The organism is Urechidicola sp. KH5, from assembly GCF_054661455.1.
Genome location: NZ_BAAFSW010000003.1, coordinates 130,964 through 151,170, shown reverse-complemented (window position 1 = coordinate 151,170; position 20,207 = coordinate 130,964). Strand labels below are relative to the sequence as shown.

General features: G+C 34.6%; 15 protein-coding genes and 1 riboswitch. Of the genes, 6 read left to right on the top strand and 9 right to left on the bottom strand.

The genetic code is table 11. The features are described 5' to 3' along the window. The first annotated feature begins 124 nt into the window (after positions 1-124). Positions 125-643 carry a DUF7935 family protein gene (locus ACYQ5R_RS09145; RefSeq protein ID WP_460190632.1) on the top strand — a complete coding sequence of 173 codons (519 nt, stop codon included), beginning with the start codon at positions 125-127 and terminating at the stop codon, positions 641-643. 66 nt (positions 644-709) lie between these two features. On the opposite strand, the gene ACYQ5R_RS09140 is transcribed toward ACYQ5R_RS09145, so the two are convergent. Next, positions 710-2,647, bottom strand: a complete 1,938-nt coding sequence (locus ACYQ5R_RS09140; protein ID WP_460190631.1) for a TonB-dependent receptor plug domain-containing protein — start codon at positions 2,645-2,647, stop codon at positions 710-712. A gap of 75 nt (positions 2,648-2,722) precedes the next feature. After that, a riboswitch (cobalamin riboswitch) is annotated at positions 2,723-2,927 on the bottom strand. Between the two features lie 77 nt (positions 2,928-3,004). Between ACYQ5R_RS09140 and ACYQ5R_RS09135 the strand changes: the two genes are divergently transcribed. From ACYQ5R_RS09135 to ACYQ5R_RS09125, 3 genes are all read left to right on the top strand, one after another. Then, complete coding sequence (locus tag ACYQ5R_RS09135) at positions 3,005-4,042, top strand: GMP reductase (RefSeq protein WP_460190630.1); 1,038 nt, start codon at positions 3,005-3,007, stop codon at positions 4,040-4,042. Between the two features lies 1 nt (position 4,043). Beyond that, positions 4,044-5,165, top strand: a complete 1,122-nt coding sequence (locus ACYQ5R_RS09130; protein ID WP_460190629.1) for an ABC transporter substrate-binding protein — start codon at positions 4,044-4,046, stop codon at positions 5,163-5,165. A gap of 456 nt (positions 5,166-5,621) precedes the next feature. Then, complete coding sequence (locus tag ACYQ5R_RS09125; protein WP_460190628.1) at positions 5,622-6,113, top strand: hypothetical protein; 492 nt, start codon at positions 5,622-5,624, stop codon at positions 6,111-6,113. 87 nt (positions 6,114-6,200) lie between these two features. On the opposite strand, the gene ACYQ5R_RS09120 is transcribed toward ACYQ5R_RS09125, so the two are convergent. The 4 genes from ACYQ5R_RS09120 to ychF all read right to left on the bottom strand — a co-directional run bounded on the left by ACYQ5R_RS09120 (position 6,201) and on the right by ychF (position 12,919). Then, positions 6,201-8,900 (bottom strand): DNA gyrase/topoisomerase IV subunit A, encoded by a 2,700-nt coding sequence (locus ACYQ5R_RS09120; protein ID WP_460190627.1) that lies wholly within the window; start codon positions 8,898-8,900, stop codon positions 6,201-6,203. Next, the gene (locus ACYQ5R_RS09115) at positions 8,900-10,756 is read right to left on the bottom strand and encodes a DNA topoisomerase IV subunit B (RefSeq protein WP_460190626.1); all 1,857 of its coding nucleotides are present in this window, start codon (positions 10,754-10,756) and stop codon (positions 8,900-8,902) included. The genes ACYQ5R_RS09120 and ACYQ5R_RS09115 overlap by 1 nt, the downstream gene beginning before the upstream one ends. Positions 10,757-10,836: 80 nt before the next feature. Beyond that, positions 10,837-11,739, bottom strand: a complete 903-nt coding sequence (locus ACYQ5R_RS09110) for a DMT family transporter (RefSeq protein ID WP_460190625.1) — start codon at positions 11,737-11,739, stop codon at positions 10,837-10,839. Positions 11,740-11,827: 88 nt separating this feature from the next. Then, positions 11,828-12,919 (bottom strand): redox-regulated ATPase YchF, encoded by a 1,092-nt coding sequence (gene ychF / locus ACYQ5R_RS09105; protein ID WP_460190624.1) that lies wholly within the window; start codon positions 12,917-12,919, stop codon positions 11,828-11,830. Positions 12,920-12,989: 70 nt separating this feature from the next. On the opposite strand from ychF, the gene ACYQ5R_RS09100 reads away from it, so the two are divergent. Beyond that, positions 12,990-13,682, top strand: a complete 693-nt coding sequence (locus tag ACYQ5R_RS09100; RefSeq protein WP_460190623.1) for an SIR2 family NAD-dependent protein deacylase — start codon at positions 12,990-12,992, stop codon at positions 13,680-13,682. 2 nt (positions 13,683-13,684) lie between these two features. Here the strand turns inward: ACYQ5R_RS09100 and ACYQ5R_RS09095 are convergent, their stop codons facing one another. The 4 genes from ACYQ5R_RS09095 to ACYQ5R_RS09080 all read right to left on the bottom strand — a co-directional run bounded on the left by ACYQ5R_RS09095 (position 13,685) and on the right by ACYQ5R_RS09080 (position 18,950). Next, positions 13,685-14,380: a copper homeostasis protein CutC gene (locus tag ACYQ5R_RS09095; protein ID WP_460190622.1), complete on the bottom strand. Its 696-nt coding sequence runs from the start codon at positions 14,378-14,380 to the stop codon at positions 13,685-13,687. An 11-nt stretch (positions 14,381-14,391) separates the two neighbouring features. Then, entirely contained in the window at positions 14,392-15,393 is a 1,002-nt protein-coding gene (locus ACYQ5R_RS09090; RefSeq protein WP_460190621.1) for an isoaspartyl peptidase/L-asparaginase family protein, read from the bottom strand. Positions 15,394-15,395: 2 nt separating this feature from the next. Beyond that, positions 15,396-18,479 carry a VPS10 domain-containing protein gene (locus ACYQ5R_RS09085; RefSeq protein WP_460190620.1) on the bottom strand — a complete coding sequence of 1,028 codons (3,084 nt, stop codon included), beginning with the start codon at positions 18,477-18,479 and terminating at the stop codon, positions 15,396-15,398. 120 nt (positions 18,480-18,599) lie between these two features. Then, entirely contained in the window at positions 18,600-18,950 is a 351-nt protein-coding gene (locus ACYQ5R_RS09080; RefSeq protein ID WP_460190619.1) for a 4Fe-4S dicluster domain-containing protein, read from the bottom strand. A gap of 48 nt (positions 18,951-18,998) precedes the next feature. On the opposite strand from ACYQ5R_RS09080, the gene ACYQ5R_RS09075 reads away from it, so the two are divergent. Further along, on the top strand, positions 18,999-20,054 hold the full coding sequence (locus ACYQ5R_RS09075; protein WP_460190618.1) for an acyl-CoA reductase: 1,056 nt from the start codon (positions 18,999-19,001) through the stop codon (positions 20,052-20,054). Positions 20,055-20,207 lie beyond the last annotated feature (153 nt).

Sequence of the window (20,207 nt, the reverse complement as noted above, 5' to 3'; positions counted from 1 at the left end):
ATTTAGCTTTCAAAAATACGTTTCACAGTTGGTGCGTACAATAAAAGTTATTGACAATTTTTAGCAAGTTTTTAGCATACAGACACAACTAAATTTGAATATATTTGTGATACAACTTTACCATATGGAAGACGCAATTATTGATTTATTACCTTATACTGTTCCAGCTATTGTAACAGGGTTTGTGGCTTATTACTTTTTTTCGCTACACACAAAAAATGAAGAGAAACGCATGAAAGTTCAATTGCTTAAAGAAAAGCATAAAGAAGCTTTACCACTGAGAATACAGGCATATGAACGCATGGTTTTGTTTCTAGAACGCATTCATCCAGCCAAAATATTACTTAGAGTTGCACCTTTAAATCAGAATGCTGAGTATTATGCGCAGCAACTTATACAGCATGTAGAACAAGAGTTTGAACATAATTTAGTGCAACAAATATATTTTACTGATGAATGTTGGCAAGCAATTGTTGCTGCAAAAAATGCAACTAGTCATATTTTTAAGCATAGTGCATTAGATGCTGATGTTAAAGATTCTCAAGCCTTAAGAGAGGTTGTGCTTAAGAAAATGATTGAAGGAGGTGCGCCTTCTGAAACTGGTATTGCTTTTATTAAAGAAGAAGTTAGAGGATTATTTTAAATAAAAAGCCCTCGAAAATTTCGAGGGTTTATCTTATTTCTAGACTTTTATCTTCCTATTGCTTTTTTAGAAGTTAAGCCTTACTCCTAAAAGTACATTTCTACCTTTAGTCGTATAGCCTAAAACATCTACATAATCTTCGTTAAAAGCATTGTTAAGTGAAGCTAAAAACGTTACGTTTTGGCAAGAATAGTTGGCGTTAAAATCTATCAAACTATAGGCATCCATAATAACATCTTCTCCTGCATCTCCAAAACTTCCAAACTGATCAAAATAGGTACGCTCACCTAGGTGATTGATACTTGCGCCTAGATTTAATTTTTCTATTGGCTGATATTGCACTGCGGCAAACCATTTGTGTGTTGGAATATAATCTACATCTTCACTTTTATATGTGTACGTATAACCAAGATCAATTACTGTTTTTTCTAAAGGCATTAACGTTGCATTAGCCTCAACCCCTTTTACATTTTGCTCACCGGTTGCATTTTCATACTGACTTGCAAATGTTACAGGGTCAGTTACAAAGATGATTCTGTTTGTTTCATCTCTGTAAAAGAAAAGAGCATTCAACTGTAACCAATCATTATTTGAAAGCTCAAAACCTCCTTCTAATGTCGCTGCCTCTTCTGGATCTAAATCAAGATTGCCATATTGTGAATACAATTGATATGTACTAGGAGCAATAAATGCTGTTGAATAAGATGCAAGTACCTTAACATTTAAGTCTTCTTTCGAAATCAAATTATAAGATGGATTCACGTTGTAAACAAAATGGCTACCATATTCACTATGATTGTTTAATCTAGCGCCAGCATTTAGATTAAACTTACCTCTATTGTATACTACATTCACAAATGGATCTACCACATTAAAATTCGCCAGATCTTTATCAATGTCACCAAAAGGCGTATTTGTATTATTTGAAAACTCTTGATAATTAATTCCTGCAATTAAAAAGAAATTTTCACTAAACTCATATTTATTGATGATTTCAGCAAACACTGTCTTACCTTCATACAAATAGTTGTCAACGGTATCAGTCCACCCATTATAGCTGTCAAACCCACGTTCTAAGTCGCTCCAAGAACCTGTTGCTTTTAGTTCTCCTTTATCATATTCATAGCTTGCAACAACACCGTAACGATTTTCTTTTTCATTACCATTATTAATATCAGAATCGGCAAATGCTCCTGCATCGTAATCATAATCGTATTGGTTAAAATGTCCAAATACGCCTACTTTTAATCTATTTGATAATGCATAATTCAACTTAACCATTGCATTGTTACTAACAAATGCATCATCTTCAAATGGTGTATCTGAGTTGGCATCACTTGCCGCAGAAAGGCCATCGCTTTTTGAAGCAGCTAAATTTACCAAGTAATCAAACTTCTCAACACTTCCATTAATTCCAAATTGTTGGGTAAGATTTTTAAGATTACTCGTTCTATTTTCTTGTGAATCATTGGTGCCAATAGTAGCTGTGTAATTAACTGAAACAGGTTTTTGAGCAGCTTTTTTCATTTTAATGTTTATCACACCTGCTGCAGCTCCAGAACCATATAAAGTACTTGAAGAACCTTTTAAAATCTCAATTGATTCTACATCATTCAAGTTGATCAAATTTAGGTTATAGCTTGCTGCTATACCAGTTGGATTGTTTACTAGAATACCATCAATCACGATAGCTGCTTGATGATTTCTCCCACCTCGAATGTAAATACTAATAGGACTTCCGGCTACATTATTGTTGCCGTTAATGTCTATTCCAGGAACCTGATCTAATAGATCAGAAATCGTCAATCCTGCACTTTGTGCAATTTCTTCCTGTGAGATTTTGTAAATAATTTTCCCTGAGTTCTCTTTTTTCAGTTCAAATTTAGTGTCAGAAAGAACCACTTCATCAAGTTGTTCAATCTCTGGGTCTTGTTCTTGCGCATTAGCAGTAAATACAGCAAATAATGCACACATTACACTTACTCTAAGTGTTTGTTTTTTCATTGTAAATGATTTAATAATTAAAATTAAATCGGTAAAAAATGGTATCAAATGATGCCAAACTTTTTTCCCGAAGTTTGTTATTCATTGATATTGGCAGGTCTCCTGACTTGCGTATTACTAATTACCTTCCCATAATAAATACAGTGGTTTAAAGTGTATTAGTAACCATCTATAAAAGACGAAGCATACAGTTGCGGGTACAGTTTTGGCCTCTCACCAAATTCCCTTTTAATATATATACCTTGAAAAAGTATATACAACCAGTATCAGCTGCAAATGTAGTCTAAATTTTAAATGTAACTAACAGTCAATCACAGTAATTTTTATACCTTGCTGTTTCCTTAAAAACAGCGTATAATGAGAATAGAAAATGAATTAAAACTAGGGTTTAAAGATGTTATGATTCGACCCAAACGATCTACCTTAAAATCGAGATCACAAGTAAGTTTAGAACGCTATTTTCAATTTAGGCATAGTCATAATAATTGGAAAGGTGTGCCTATTATGGCTGCAAATATGGATACAGTTGGAACTTTTGAAATGGCCAAAGCCCTTTCTGAGCACAATATGTTTACAACAATACATAAACACTACTCCTTTGAACAATGGGAGCAATTTATAATTAATACAAAGCCTAATGTAGCTGCTAACATTGCAGTGAGCACAGGTACTAGTGAGACGGATGCAGAAAAAACAAGTAAAATTTTAAAAGCTTTCCCTCAATTAAAATTTATATGTATTGATGTAGCCAATGGTTATTCTGAACATTTCGTTACATTTTTAAAGAAAACACGCGAAGCGAACCCTGATAAAATAATTATTGCTGGTAACGTGGTAACCGGTGAAATGGTTGAAGAGTTAATCCTTTCTGGAGCCGATATGGTAAAAGTTGGTATTGGCCCTGGTTCTGTGTGTACTACCCGTGTAAAAACAGGTGTTGGTTATCCGCAACTTTCTGCTATTATTGAGTGTGCCGATGCTGCTCATGGCTTAGGTGGTCATATTATATCGGATGGTGGTTGCAAAATACCTGGTGATGTAGCTAAGGCTTTTGGTGGAGGTGCCGATTTTGTGATGATGGGCGGCATGCTTGCAGGACATGAACAAAGCGGTGGAGAATTGGTTGAACGCGATGGAAAGGCTTATAAAATTTTCTATGGCATGAGTTCAGAAACAGCGATGAATAAACATGTTGGTGGTGTTGCCAATTACAGGGCCTCTGAAGGTAAGACAGTTGAAATACCTTATCGAGAAGATGTTCATGATACCATTAAAGATATTCTAGGCGGGGTACGTTCTACCTGTACATATGTTGGAGCAAAAAGATTAAAAGAATTAACGAAAAGAACCACTTTTATTCGAGTGCAAGAACAACACAACGAAATATTCTCATAAAATGCGCTTAAAATTTCTACCCCTATTTTTATTGGTATTCTTGTTCATAGCCTGTAACAAAAAAGTTGCCCCGGTTAAAAGTGCAGAAAATTCTATTACTCATGCAAGCGGATTCAACCTCGAAAAATTTGAAAACTTCACGAAGTTACGGATACTCACTCCTTATCCAAATTCAGAAGCTATTTATGAATTTGCGTTGGTTAGTAAAGCTGATAAAAATAATGTGAATACTGATTTACCTATTATTGAGGTTCCTTTAAAAAGTATTGTAACAACTAGTACAACTCATATTCCAATGCTAGAATCACTTGGAATACTTGAAACATTAATTGGTTTTCCAAATACTCAATATATTTCTTCTGACAAAGCAACTGAGCTGGTTGCAAATGGTTCTATTCAAGAGTTAGGGCTAGACGGCCAATTAAACACAGAAATGACTTTAGCGTTGGCGCCAGATGTTATTGTGGCTTTTTCTATGGGTGGAATAAGTGGTTCTTTAGAAACAATAGAAAGAAGCGGGATTCCCATAATTTATAATGGCGATTGGTTAGAAACTACACCATTAGGGAGAGCAGAATGGATAAAACTCTTTGGGGCATTATACAATCAGCAAGACGAAGCTACCAAAATATTTAATACCATTGAGAATAACTATGAAGAAGCTGCTTTGATTGCTTCAAAAGCACTAAATCAACCAACTATTTTATCTGGTGTTATGTTTAAAGATGTATGGAATTTACCTGCAGGTGAAAGCTTTGTTGCAACTTTCTTGAAAGATGCTAACACAGATTATTTATGGAAAAATACGAATGGTAGTGGTAGTTTACAGCTGAGTTTTGAAAGTGTTTTTGCAAAAGGAAAAGAGGCAGATTTATGGATTGCCCCAGGACATTTTGAAACGAAGGAACAATTAATAGGATCAAGTCATCATTATAAAAACTTCCATGCTTTTAAAGACAATCAAGTATATACATTTTCTGGAAGCAAAGGTAAAAATGGTGGTGTTCTCTATTACGAGTTAGGTCCTACTCGACCTGACCTTGTATTAAAAGATATAATTAAAATAGCACATCCAGAGTTGCTACCTGAATATCAATTCACGTTTTTTAGCAAGATGCCTTAACTGGTTATAGAACGATTGGAAATTTTCGGTTATTCCAGCGGTATCGACTTTTGAATATGAAGGTTATTTAGAATTTTCAGAGCATGAATTAAAGAAAATTGATGCTGCTTTATGCAATTGTAGATTGGTAAAACCATCATGGTAAAAATCATTAAGAAGAAGCTAAAACCTTTTTTAAACATATTGCCAAAAATATGGTCAATATCAAATTATTATTTAAGAATTGTACAATAAACCTTCTTATATTTCTTGGGATGTATTAAAACCACATCACGAAGCTATTATAAAAGAAACTAGAAAGTTTGACTCAAAAAACTTAATCCTATGTGGTACAAGAAATTGATCGCATAAAATGCAATAAGTCATAGACAAAGAAATTTAAGGCCGGAAAGATTGTACGTGAAAAATTAAAAATCTATTAAAACTAAAATTGTATTTTTATAAAAACAAAATACAATGCGACTCCTCTTTTTATTTTTATTTATCGTTTCTAGTGTATCTGCACAAAACTTTGAACTTAAACAATTTGATTTAGCGGTATTAGTTGCAGAGCCTCATGCATCTTCGGAAGATACAGATATGCTTTATATGTATCTCAAAAGTAATTACGCGCGGGGAGTCAAAAAGAATATTCAATTCTATTATGGGAATAAGGAAAATGGTATCTGTGGTTTTGTTCAATCATTCGAAAATGGTGTAATAACATATACTAAAAACGAATGTGCTGAAGAGGGAGGCTTTGAGAATAGTCTGACACTACCGAAAGTAAATTTAGATCAACTTCGTAATTTAATTGAAGATTTAGAAGCAGCAGGAAAGAACGACCTACCAATGAAATGGACAGCAAACAAGACCAAATATATCCCTAAAGATGAAGAGGCAGGTTGCTATTATGAAATAATCTCAAAGACCTATAGTACACTTGTAAAAATTTTGTGCGGATGTTAAAAAAGACCTCTCTTTCGAGAGGTTTCTATTAACAAATAATACCTAGTTATTTTAAGAATTAATGAAATTGAACTTTAGTATAAAGATTTAAAACAATGAAGTCTGATCAGTTTCGTCTTTGTCTTTTTTCTTTGGTGGTTTTGCAACAGGACGCTTTTTATTGGCATCAACAATTGTAGGTTTCTCTTCAGGTTCCTCATCCTTTTCAACAACTGGCACCTCTAAAGGTAATGTTTCTACAACCTCTTCTTCTATCACTTCTACTTTCTCAACAGCAGGAGCTTCATAAGGTAGCGAATCTAATAAATTTACAGTTCTAATTTTATCTACTGTCAACTGATTCCCCAAAGATTTGATACCCTTTACGGCTATAAATGCTTCTAGATCTACTTCTAGTTTCTCTAGACTACGTTTTGAGAAAATTACTTCTGCCACAGGTCTAAAATCTGTAGCAACTATTTCTAATTGCGACTTTGGGTGCTCAGAAATAAACAACTCTTCTTTATTAGGATTGTCAATCATAAAGCGCTTAACGAAATATCGCTCTTTTTTACCATCAAAATAGATTGCTGATATTGGTTTGTTCGGAATCCATTTTTCTAACACAATCATATCTTGATCAAAATGTGTCGATAAATCAGGAGCAATTGTTTTTACCATTCCTTTTTGATTTATAATCAACAACCTATCGGAAGCAGTGAATTCGCCTAACAATTCGCCTCGAGCATCTACATTCAATCTTTGAACCGTATCATCAAACCAAATTTTACGAGGTTTTAATGTAGATATACCTTTTTCTTTTAACTCAATTTTTTTAACGGCATATTTTGTTAAACGATTTCCCTTTGAACTTCTACCTTTAATTAATAATTCTGAAAAATCAACATCCCATTTTAGCTTTTTAATATTTCCTACAGCTCTTAAATAAATCGTTACAATTTCTGCTTCACCATTCGGGTTCGCAGTAAAATACAATACAGTTGACCCTTTATTACCTGCCGTTAAATCGTATTCTTTATCTCTAGTAATTGAGGTTACATGAAAACGTTTCATTAGTGTTGGGCCTCCTCTACCATCCCTATAAATCATATTGTATACGGTACGTTTATCGTTCTTTTTAAATACTGCGATGTGTATGATATCTTTTCCAACAAAAGTCTTTGATGCTACCTTGGTAATCATCATTGCACCATTTTTTCTAAAGACAATTACATCATCAATATCAGCACAATCAGCCACATATTCATCTCTTCTTAATGAAGTACCTACAAAACCTTCTTCTCTATTTACATAAAGTTTTGTATTTCGCATAACCACTTTACTCGCCACGATATCATCAAAGGCACGCAATTCAGTCTTACGTTCTTTGCCTTTGCCGTATTTTGTTTTTAAATTTTTAAAATAGTCTATGGCAAACTCTATCAAATGCTCAAGATGATGCTTAACACTAGCTATTTTCTCTTCTAAAGATTCTATAAATTGCTTGGCTTTATCAATATCGAATTTTGAAATCTTCTTAATTCTAATTTCTGTAAGTTTTATAATATCCTCTTCAGTAACTTCACGTTTTAAATGTTTTGTATGAGGTTTTAATCCGTCATCAATCGCTTTTAAAACGCCTTCCCAAGTATCAACTTCTTCAATATCTCGATAGATTCTGTTTTCAATAAAAATGCGTTCTAATGATGCAAAGTGCCATTGCGCTTCTAACTCATCTAACTGAATCTCAAGTTCTCGTTTTAATAAATCTACCGTATTTTGAGTTGAAATTTTTAATACATCAGACACTCCCAAAAACACAGGTTTGTTATTCTCAATCACACAACATAACGGCGAAATAGAGGTTTCACAATTGGTAAATGCATACAAGGCATCAATACTCTTATCTGGAGATACACCTGCTGGTAAATGAATTAGAATCTCAACTGTAGCAGCTGTATTATCTTCAATTCTCTTGATTTTTATTTTACCCTTATCATTGGCTTTAAGAATTGAATCAATTAAAGATGCGGTTGTTGTGCTATAAGGTATTTCAGTAACAACTAATGTTTTCTTATCTAACTGACTAATTTTAGCACGCACTCTAATTTTACCTCCACGTTTGCCATCATTATAGTTTGAAGCATCTGCAATACCACCATTTAAAAAGTCTGGAACAATTTTAAAGCTACGTCCTTTTAAAATTTTAATAGAAGCATCTATTAGTTCATTAAAATTGTGTGGTAATATTTTAGTTGATAATCCCACGGCAATTCCTTCTGCACCTTGGGTTAAAAGCATTGGGAATTTTACAGGTAAGTCAATAGGTTCTTTACGTCTTCCGTCGTACGATAATTTCCACTCTGTAGTTTTTGGATTGAATACAACGTCTAAAGCAAACTTAGATAAACGTGCCTCAATATATCTAGATGCTGCAGCACGGTCTCCAGTTAAAGTATTTCCCCAGTTACCCTGCATATCGATGAGCAATTCCTTTTGCCCCATTTGAACCATGGCATCGGCAATACTTGCATCTCCATGAGGATGGTACTGCATGGTATGCCCTACAATATTAGCAACCTTGTTATAACGGCCATCATCCAAATCTTTCATGGCTTGCATAATCCTACGTTGCACTGGTTTAAAACCATCGCCAATTGCAGGTACAGCACGTTCTAATATTACATACGAAGCATAATCAAGAAACCACTCTTTGTACATACCCGTAACTCGGGTAAGCGTTTCTTGAGATTCATCTTGATGTGTTAATTCTTCTTCGTTTTGAGGATCGTTAGGTTCTTCTTGCATTATAATTCTTCAACTAAATCGAGTTCAACTTTGAGGTTTTCTATGATAAATTTCTGACGGTCTGGAGTATTTTTACCCATATAGAATTCGAGCATTTGATCTATGGTCATATCCTTATCTAACATCACTGGATCCAAACGAATATCTTTGCCAATAAAATGTACAAACTCATTCGGACTAATCTCCCCTAACCCTTTAAATCGCGTAATTTCTGGTTTCCCTCGAAGTTTTTGTATTGCATCTTGCTTCTCTTGCTCTGAATAGCAATAAATGGTTTCTTTTTTATCGCGAACTCTAAATAATGGTGTTTCTAAAATATACAAATGCCCTTCCTTAATTACTTCAGGGAAAAACTGTAAAAAGAAGGTTATTAATAACAAGCGAATGTGCATACCATCTACATCTGCATCTGTTGCGATAACAATATTGTTATAACGCAAATTCTCTATACCGTCTTCTATGTTTAAGGCAGCTTGTAATAAATTGAACTCCTCATTTTCGTAAACTATCTTCTTGGTTAGTCCGTAAGAGTTTAGTGGTTTTCCTTTTAAACTAAATACTGCCTGAGTATTTACATTTCTAGATTTTGTAATCGATCCACTTGCAGAATCACCCTCGGTAATAAATAAGGTGGTATCTAAACGATTGTCTTTCTTCATATCGTTTAAATGCACTCTACAATCACGTAATTTTTTATTGTGCAAATTGGCTTTTTTTGCACGTTCTCTTGCAAGTTTACGTATTCCAGATAAGTCTTTACGCTCTTTCTCTGCTTGCAAAATCTTTTTCTGAATCTTCTCAGCGACATCGTGATTACGGTGTAAGAAATTATCTAACTTGGTTTTAATAAAATCGTTGATAAAAGTTCGTACAGTTGGCAAACCACCTCCCATTTCTGTAGACCCTAACTTCGTTTTTGTTTGACTCTCAAAAACAGGTTCCATTACCTTAATACTGATTGCTGCTACAATAGACTTACGCACATCAGATGCATCGTAGTTTTTACCAAAATACTCTCTAATAGTTTTAACTACAGCCTCTCTAAACGCATTTTGATGTGTTCCTCCTTGGGTCGTATGTTGTCCGTTTACAAATGAATGGTATTCTTCAGAATATTGAGATTTACTATATGTAAGCGCCATTTCAATATCATCATCTAATAAATGGATGATTGGAAATAATTTAGACTCGTCAGCAATGTTTTCTTCTAATAAATCTTTTAATCCGTTTTCTGAATAGTATTTTTCTCCATTTAAAATTATGGTTAAACCTGTGTTTAGGTACACATAGTTTTTAATCATCTTAATGATGTATTCCATACGGAACTTATACTTCACAAATATCTCTGGATCTGGAGTAAACCAAACCTTGGTTCCTTTTCTTTGCGATGAAGCTTCCGGCGAGGTTTTCTCAATCAAATTACCTCGTTCAAACTCAGCTGAGGCTGTTTGACCATCTCTTACGGATTGTACCTTAAAATGCGTAGAAAGTGCATTTACCGCTTTGGTACCAACACCATTTAAACCAACTGATTTTTTAAAGGCTCTTGAATCGTACTTACCACCCGTGTTCATTTTAGAAACAACATCTACCACCTTACCCAATGGAATACCACGACCGTAATCTCTTATGGTAACTGAAGTCTCCTTAACAGAAATTTCAATGGTCTTACCAGCACCCATAACGTACTCATCTATCGAGTTGTCAAGTACCTCTTTAATTAAAATATAAATACCATCGTCAGGAGAAGAACCGTCACCAAGTTTACCAATATACATTCCAGGGCGCATACGAATATGCTCCTTCCAATCGAGTGAACGTATATTGTCTTCGGTATAGTTGGTTTGTTGCGCCATAAAGAAAAGGGTTTAGTTGCTAAAATAAGATTTAGCCCTAAAAAATGAAACAAAGCTGTGTATTAGTTATTAACAAGAAATCAAACGGATTTTTTCTTGTTTTTAGAGATAAATACAACGCCTGCTATAACTATCAATGCTCCAATAATTTGCACAAATTGCAATCGTTCTCCTAAAAATATAAATGCCAAAATTATAGTTGAAATAGGACCTAAACTTCCAATGATGGAAAAATTGGAGGCACCCAAAATTTTAATGGCCCAAGACACCAAAAACGAAGGTATTAAAGTAGAAACAATCGCCATTAAAAAACCTAACCAATATACTTCTGCTTCATACAGAAACAAATCACCTCTATCTACTGTTAAATAATGTCCTACAACGCACAAGCAAGAAATAATCATTGCTAAGCTGGTAAATTTCAACACCCCAAATTTTGGAATCAACCATCCGGATCCAACTAAATAGGAAGCATAGGTTAATGCACTCAAAAAAATTAAGAATCCGCCTAAAATTAAGTGACTACTCTCCAAAGACACTTCTCCCCAAAATGCTATTATAACTCCTATATAGGTAATTAAAATTGCTATAACCTGTGATTTTGTAATTGGTGTTTTTAAGAAGATTCGTGATATTAAAAGCACAAGTGTTGGATATACAAATAAAATAATTCGTTCTAAACCCGCTTTAATGTATTGCAACCCTAGAAAGTCAAAATAGGCCGCCAAATAATAGCCTATAAAACCAAAAAAGAACAACCATAACCATTCTTTTTTAGAAACTTTGGATTGATTGGATTTCTTTTGATAGGCTAAAATAGCCACATAAAAAGGTAACGCGAAAACCATGCGAAAAACCAATAAATGAAGTGTTTCTACATTGTATTGATAAGCCATCTTAACCATGACGGCTTTGGCTGAAAAAAGCACGATTCCTAAAATGGCAATAAATACGCCTGAAGTGAGGTTGTTTTGTTTGGTCATAGAACAAAGGTAGTATTGCTTTAAAACAAAAAAACACCGTAAAATTTATTTTTACGATGTTCAATTCTATTTTCTTATAGCCTATTATTTAGACATTAAATCTAAAATTCATCATATCTCCATCTTCAACCACATATTCTTTTCCTTGAACTGCTAATTTACCTGCTTCTCTCACTTTAGCTTCAGAACCTAATACAACAAACTCATCATACTTCATAACCTCTGCTCTAATAAATCCTTTTTCAAAATCGGTATGAATTACACCAGCTGCTTGTGGAGCTGTATCTCCAATATTTATAGTCCATGCTCTTACTTCTTTTACACCTGCTGTAAAATAAGTTTGTAAGTTTAATAATTTATAAGCAGAACGTATTAATTTAGAAGAACCTGGTTCGTCCAATCCTAAATCATCCAAAAACATTTGGCGCTCTTCATAATCTTCCAACTCATTAATATCGGCCTCTGTAGCAACCGCCAATACTAATATCTCAGCACCTTCATCTTTTACTGCTTCTCTTACTGCATCTACATGTGCGTTACCTGATGCTGCAGAAGATTCATCAACATTACATACATATAATACAGGCTTATCTGTTAATAACTGTAACTTTGAGATATATTCTTTTTCATCTTCTGTTAATTGAATAGCTCTAACAGAGTTAAACCCTTCGAGGCCCTCAATAACCTTTGTAAGTGCATCTAATTCTTTTTGAGCCGCCTTATCTCCAGTTCTAGCAGCTTTCTTTACTTTTTCAGCACGTTTTTCTACAGACTCTAAATCTTTTAACTGCAACTCAACATCAATAGTTCCTTTATCTCTTACAGGATCTACAGTAGCATCTACATGCACAATATTGTCGTTATCAAAACAACGTAACACATGAATAATAGCATCTGTTTCACGAATGTTTGCCAAAAATTTATTTCCTAAACCTTCACCTTTGCTTGCTCCCTTAACCAAACCAGCAATATCTACAATCTCCACAGTTGCAGGTACTACTTTCTCTGGGTTTACTAACGATTCTAACTTCTCTAAACGAGGGTCTGGTACATTAACTACACCTACATTAGGCTCTATTGTACAAAATGGAAAGTTTGCACTTTGCGCTTTTGCGTTTGATAAACAATTAAATAAGGTCGATTTTCCAACATTCGGTAATCCTACAATACCTGCCTTCATAATTCTATAATTTTTAGCGGTGCAAATATAGGGTTTCGTTTAGAATTTGTTCTTATTTTTAGTAGCGAATATGCAAACAAAAAAACACATAGTAATTCTAACTGGTGCTGGTATAAGTGCTGAATCTGGTATTAAAACTTTTAGAGATGCTGATGGCTTATGGGAAGGGCACGATGTTCAAGAAGTGGCAACTCCTGAAGGCTGGTATAAAAACTCTGAACTTGTTTTAGAGTTTTACAATCAGCGACGTAAACAATTATTTGAGGTATTACCAAATGAAGCACATTTGGCCATTACACAATTACAAGAAACTTTTGATGTGAGTGTTATTACTCAAAATGTGGATGATTTGCATGAGCGTGCAGGCAACACGCATGTTGTACACTTACACGGAGAATTAAGAAAAGTGAGAAGTGTAAGCAACGAACAGTTGATTTATGATTGGGATAAAGATCTTGTTCTTGGTGATACAGCAGAAGATGGTGAGCAACTTAGACCACATATTGTTTGGTTTGGAGAGGCTGTTCCAAAACTAGAAGAAGCTGCTCAAATTACACAAACAGCTGATATTTTAGTTATTATTGGAACCTCAATGCAGGTATATCCTGCTGCAAATTTAATTTACGAAGCTCCAAGAGGAATCCCTATTTATTTTATTGACCCTAACCCAAACATAAGCTCAAATAGCTTCCCAAACCTTCATGTTTATGCGGATAAAGCTACTGTTGGCATGCAGATGCTTTTAGATAAATTAAATCATTAAGATTAATTAAATTGATTTATGATGTTTTGAATTTTATCATCATCAGGAATCATTAATTCTCCCATTGATAAGCTTGTTGCACCATATGCAGGTTTACGTGCAGTAAAATGTAAATTCTGTATTCCAGTAGCTGCAAGTTCTTTAGCATTGTTAGCGTTTACTCCTGCCCCAGCCATTATTTGAATTTGATTTCCGTATTGATTCTGGATGTCAGATATAACCTTAATTCCCTCATAAGCCGTTTTTTCTTGACCCGAAGTCAAAAGACGATCAAAACCAATACTAATTAACTGTTGAATAGCTTTATGATAATCGTGCGTAAAATCAAATGCTCGGTGAAACGTTACTTCCAAATCCAACGAAACGGCATACTCAAAAAGTTCTTTGTTTAAATACGATATCTCATAGTCGTTAGTCAAAATACCAAATACTACACCATGTGCTCCTGCATTCTTTACAGCGCTAATATCTTCTTTCATCACAGCTACATCTTCTGCATTGTAGATAAATCCGCCTTCTTTATGACGAATCATACAATGTACTTCAATTGGTGCAGCCGCTACACACGCTTTAATTAAACCAAAATTTGGTGTCAAACCACCCACCGATAAGGCACTGCATAACTCTATGCGTTTTGCTCCGTAACGTGCAGCAGCAATAGCACCATCAACTGAATCAGTACATACTTCAAATGTCATATTTCCTATTTTTAATATCCTCCCGGATTTTTTCTATCATATTTTGACGGGATCAATTCATTCCCTTTATTGTCATGAACCGCGTAACTAAATTCTGAATACACACTATAAGCCCCTACTTCACCGTGCTTATTTAAGGCAATAAAACCAACTTGCAAATTCTCAAGATTGTCGTGCTTTGCTATAATGCGCTCCACGGCGGCTTTACAAGCTTCTTGAGGCGACATACCATTTCGCATAAACTCAACAACTATGGCGCTTCCTGCAATTCTAACAATGGCCTCACCCATTCCAGTAGCACAAGCCGCACCAACCTCATTATCTACAAACAATCCTGCGCCAATAATAGGACTATCACCTACGCGACCATGCATTTTATAAGCCATACCACTGGTAGTACAAGAACCTGCTAAATTACCATGCTCATCAAGAGCTAATAAACCAATAGTATCGTGATTTTCTACGTTAATTACTGGTTGGTATTTTGATTTTTCTTTCCACTGCTCCCAAGCCTTTTTTGAATTTTCAGTTAACAAATTAGTAGTCTCAAAACCTTGTTCAACAGCAAACTGCTTAGCACCTTCACCCACTAACATTACATGAGGAGTATCTTCCATTACTTTTCGTGCTACAGAAATTGGGTGTTCTATATCTTGTAAAAAAGCTACTGCCCCACATTGATTCTTATGATTCATGATGCAAGCATCTAAGGTAACATTACCATCGCGATCAGGACGCCCACCTAAACCAACTGTAGTGCCCCTTGGATCAGATTCTATAATACGAACTCCATGTTCAGCCGCATCTAATGCCGTGCCTTTTTCACTCAAAATTTTCCAAGCTTCTTCGTTGGCCTGCACACCATGATTCCAAGTAGATATTACAACTGGTTTTCTAACTGGTTTTGACACATCGGAAATAACTGAACCTTCTGTGGCTGCTTGTGTACAACTTGTTAAAACTGCTGCGCTTCCTAGTGCAGAAAGTTTTATAAAATCACGTCTTTTATTCATCCTTAATCCTCTATATGTAAGTAGTTTAAACTTCTTTTATTAAATTCTTGATTAAAAGCACTTATCCCGCTATCAATCAAGTTATTAAATATTTCCAATTGCTTGTTAATGGCTACTGTAAGCTCATTTTTTACTGCTATATCTTGAGCCGTTGGTGCAAAATCTCCAATGGTTACCAAAGCATTCAAATGACCTAATTTATTTGTCAATCTTATTGGAAAATTCAAAGGATCTTGTCCACTTCTATTTTGGGTTTGATACAAGGCCTTTTCAACCTTTGAAAACTGTTCTGAAATTTCTTTGGCTTTTGCTACCAAATCCGATACAGCTTGGTCATCTTTATATTGAGTCTGAAAAGCTTCTAATTTTTTATTAATCACTCTTATTTTCTTAATAGATTTATGAGCGACATCCATGGTTTCGTTTACTTCTTTTACAAAGTCAAATTGTGCTTGCATATCAGCAATTGTGCTTTCTGCTCGCTTATCCGCTAAAATTTTAAATGGTTTTGTTACAGATACTCCATTTACGTTTAAAACAACCTTATAATCTCCTGGTACAGCCACAGGACCATCTAAACTAGCCCACCATAAAATCATGCCCGGTAAACGCTCTGTACCTTTATACATCATATCCCAAACAAAAGTATTGGCTCCTTCTTCTACTTCTAACTTATTCTTTTTAGAATATGTACTAAAGGTTTGTATGGTATCTCCATCAGATTCCATGTAACTCAAAGAAATAGAGTCTTTTTCTGATACTGATTTAATATTAAAATACGTAATAACTCCGTTTGGATGATTTGTTCCAGCAGCACCAGGTCTTTTTGACTGATAGCCTTTCATTCTATAGCTGTCTTTCGGCTGAAACAACATCAAATTCTCTGACTGCATTTCGTATAATTGATGAATTACACTTAAATCATCAATCATCCACAAACTTCTTCCTTGAGTAGCAACAATTAGATTGTTATCTTTTATTGTAGCATCTGTTATTGGCACAATTGGTAGATTCAATTGAAAAGATTCCCAATTAGCACCATCATTAAAAGAAATATACATCCCTGATTCTGTACCTGCATATAAAAGTCCTTTACGTTTAGGGTCTTCTCTAAGCACTCTAGTAAAATGTTCTGAAGCAATACCGTTAGTTATCTTTTTCCAAGATTTACCGTAATCTGTGGTTTTATAAAGGTATGGCGTAAAATCTCCCGTCTTATATTTTGTGCCTGCTACATAACAGGTTGCTTCGTCAAAAGCACTAGGCTCAATACTGTTAATCATCATCCATTCAGGTATGTCTTTTGGAGTAACATTCTCCCAGTTTTTGCCACCATCTTTCGTTAAGTGAATCAAACCATCATCACTCCCAACCCAAATCAATCCTTCTTTTAAAGGAGATTCTTGGGCTGCAAAAATGGTACAATAATATTCTACAGAAGTGTTATCTTGTGTGATAGGTCCTCCTGATGATTTTAGTTTTTCTGGATCATTTATTGTTAAATCTGGACTAATAATTTTCCATGATTGTCCTTCGTTTTCTGTAACATGCACATGGTTTGAGAAGGTATACATTCTCTTAGGATTGTGTTTTGAAAATATGATTGGAAAATTCCATTGAAATCTATATTTCATCCCCTCTGCTCCATGTCCCATAGGATTATCAGGCCAAACACTAATAGATCTAACAGTACCAGTTTTGTGATTTTTTCTTGTTAAAAACCCATCATAACTACCTCCGTAAACAATATCGTTATTTAATGGGTCAACTGCAATATGGGCAGATTCGCCACCCGCTGTTGCTTCCCAATCGTCTTCAGAAATACTTCCACCATCTGAACGATGAGATATACGCACCGTAGAATTGTCTTGTTGTGCTGCATAAATGCGATACGGAAAATGATTATCTGTAGTTACACGATAAAATTGAGATGTTGGTTGATTGTGATAGGTGCTCCAAGTCTCCCCTCCATCATAGGTTACCTGTGCCCCACCATCATCTCCAATAATCATGCGCTCAGAATTATTAGGGTCTATCCATAAATCATGATGATCGCCATGTGGTGCCACATGATCACTAAAAGATTTACCTCCATCATCACTTTGATGATATCTTACATTAAGTACATATACCTTGTCAACATCCTCTGTATCTGCATAAACTCGCGTATAGTACCATGCGCGTTGCCTTAATTTACGCTCACTATTTACTTTTTTCCAAGTTGTTCCACCATCTTCGCTACGATAAAGTCCTCCTTCTTCTTTATTCTCGACCATTGCCCAAACACGCTGATTATTCAATGGTGAAACTGCAACCCCAATAATACCAAGAGTCCCTTTAGCGAAGCCCTCATTTGTTGATATTTCAGTCCATGTTGCACCACTATCAGTACTTTTAAATAAGGCTGAACCATCACCACCTGAACTCAAACTATAAGGTGTACGTTGAATACGCCAAGTAGACGCATATAGAATTCTAGGATTTGTAGGGTCTAATTGTAAATCAACAGCGCCTGCTTGTGTATCTGAAAAAAGAATTTTACTCCAAGTTAATCCACCATCTGTAGATTTATAAACACCTCTGTCTTCAGTTGGTTTGTACAAATTACCCAATACTGCAGCATAAACTATATCTGGGTTTGAAGGGTGAATTGCAATTCTACTGATATGTCTAGATTTAGGCAAACCAATTGATTTCCATGTTTGTCCCGCATCAACACTTTTAAACATACCATAACCAGAAGATACATTACCTCTAACCGTCTTCTCTCCTCCTCCAACATATATTACATTCGGGTCTGATTTTGCAACAGAAATAGCTCCAATACTTCCTCCAAAAAAGCCATCAGAAATATTTTGCCAAGAACGACCACCATTAACAGTTTTCCATACGCCACCTCCAGTAGCACCGAAATAATAGAGATTAGGCTTTCCGGGAACACCTGTAACAGCAGCACTACGCCCTCCTCTAAAAGGACCAACTAACCTATATTCTAATCCTTCAAAATCTTTGCAATTGATATTTTGCGAATGACCATAATCTAGAAATAGACATAAAATCAATATAAAAAGAAAATATTTTTTCATGATTGAGATTTGTTTGATTGTAGAATTTAAAATTACATATTCAAAACCAAACATCTCATAACTGAGCATAAAAAAACCCAAAACAATCGTTTTGGGTTTTTAATATCTTGAAATATTAGATTATTCTTTATGCATAAATGCTTTTTTCTCTAATAACTCATCTTCTGTCTCAACATTGTCTTCATCTGGTACACAACAATCTACAGGACATACTGCAGCACATTGAGGCTCCTCATGAAAGCCCATACACTCTGTACATTTATCAGGTACAATAAAGTATACTTCGTCATCAATTGGCTCTTGATCTTCATCGGCATTTACTTGTTTACCATTAGGTAAAACCACCGATCCAGCCAATTCAGTACCTTGTGCATAGGTCCAATCTTCTGCTCCTTCGTATATTGCATTGTTAGGACATTCTGGTTCGCATGCCCCACAGTTTATACATTCATCAGTGATAATTATAGCCATATTTTTTTCGTTAAATTTGCCACAAAAATAAGGCAAAACTTTTAAAGTATGACATTAGAAAAGCGAATTAACGCATTTGTAAGATTAGGGAAATTTTTGAGCCAATTTTCTGATAATACCATAAAAAAACAGCCAGATATTTTGCATAATGATGTCTTCTTTGATGCCTTTAAACTTCAAATCAATCGTGCACATGAATTTAATGGATGGTTTGACAAAGAGAATGTATTATACAGTCTTGGCAGTTGGAGTAAAAGCTTGACTAAAGAAAATCTAGATAATTGGGTAGCTAAGTACGCTTTAGAAAACAATCAGCAGACCATTGCAATTATTATGGCAGGGAATATACCGCTAGTTGGATTTCACGATTTTTTGAGTGTTTTAATAAGTGGTCATAAAGTACTTGGTAAACTATCTTCAAACGACAAACACTTCATCCCTTTAATCGCAAAGTATTTGGAATATGTAGAACCTGAATTTAAGGGTGCTATAAAATTTACAGAAGAAGAATTAAAAGACTTTGATGCAGTTATTGCCACTGGAAGTAATAACACCGCCCGATATTTTGATTACTATTTCGGAAAATATCCTAATATCATCAGAAAGAACAGAAATTCTGTTGCCGTAATAACTGGAACTGAGACTAAAGAAGAGCTAGAACAATTGGGAGAAGATATATTTAGATACTATGGATTAGGTTGCAGGTCTGTATCTAAATTGCTAGTTCCAGAAAATTATGACTTCGACAATATCTTTAAAGCTATCTATACTTATAAGGATGTAATTAATTATAATAAATACCAAAATAACTACGATTACAATAAGGCTGTATATTTAATGAGTTTATTTAAACTTCAGGAAAATGGGTTTTTAATGCTGAAAGAAGACGAAAGTTATGCCTCACCTATTGCTACCCTTTTTTATGAGACTTATACTGATTTGTCTTCTGTAAAATCAAAACTAATTAACGATGCAGAAAGCATACAATGTATTGTTGGAAATCTTGAAGGAATTGACACTGTTGATTTCGGAAAAACCCAGCAACCTCAATTATGGGATTATGCAGATGGTGTAGATACACTTGACTTCTTATCTAAACTCTAAATATTAAATTATTGTTAAGCAAAACAAACAATAATAGTACCTCTAAATTTTTGTGTTTTATTTTGGTTTTATGATAAAAACTTGTGGATTTATTTATCATTTTATTAGCCTTTATTTTAGATAAATTTTCCAACTTTGTCACTTAAATTTTAC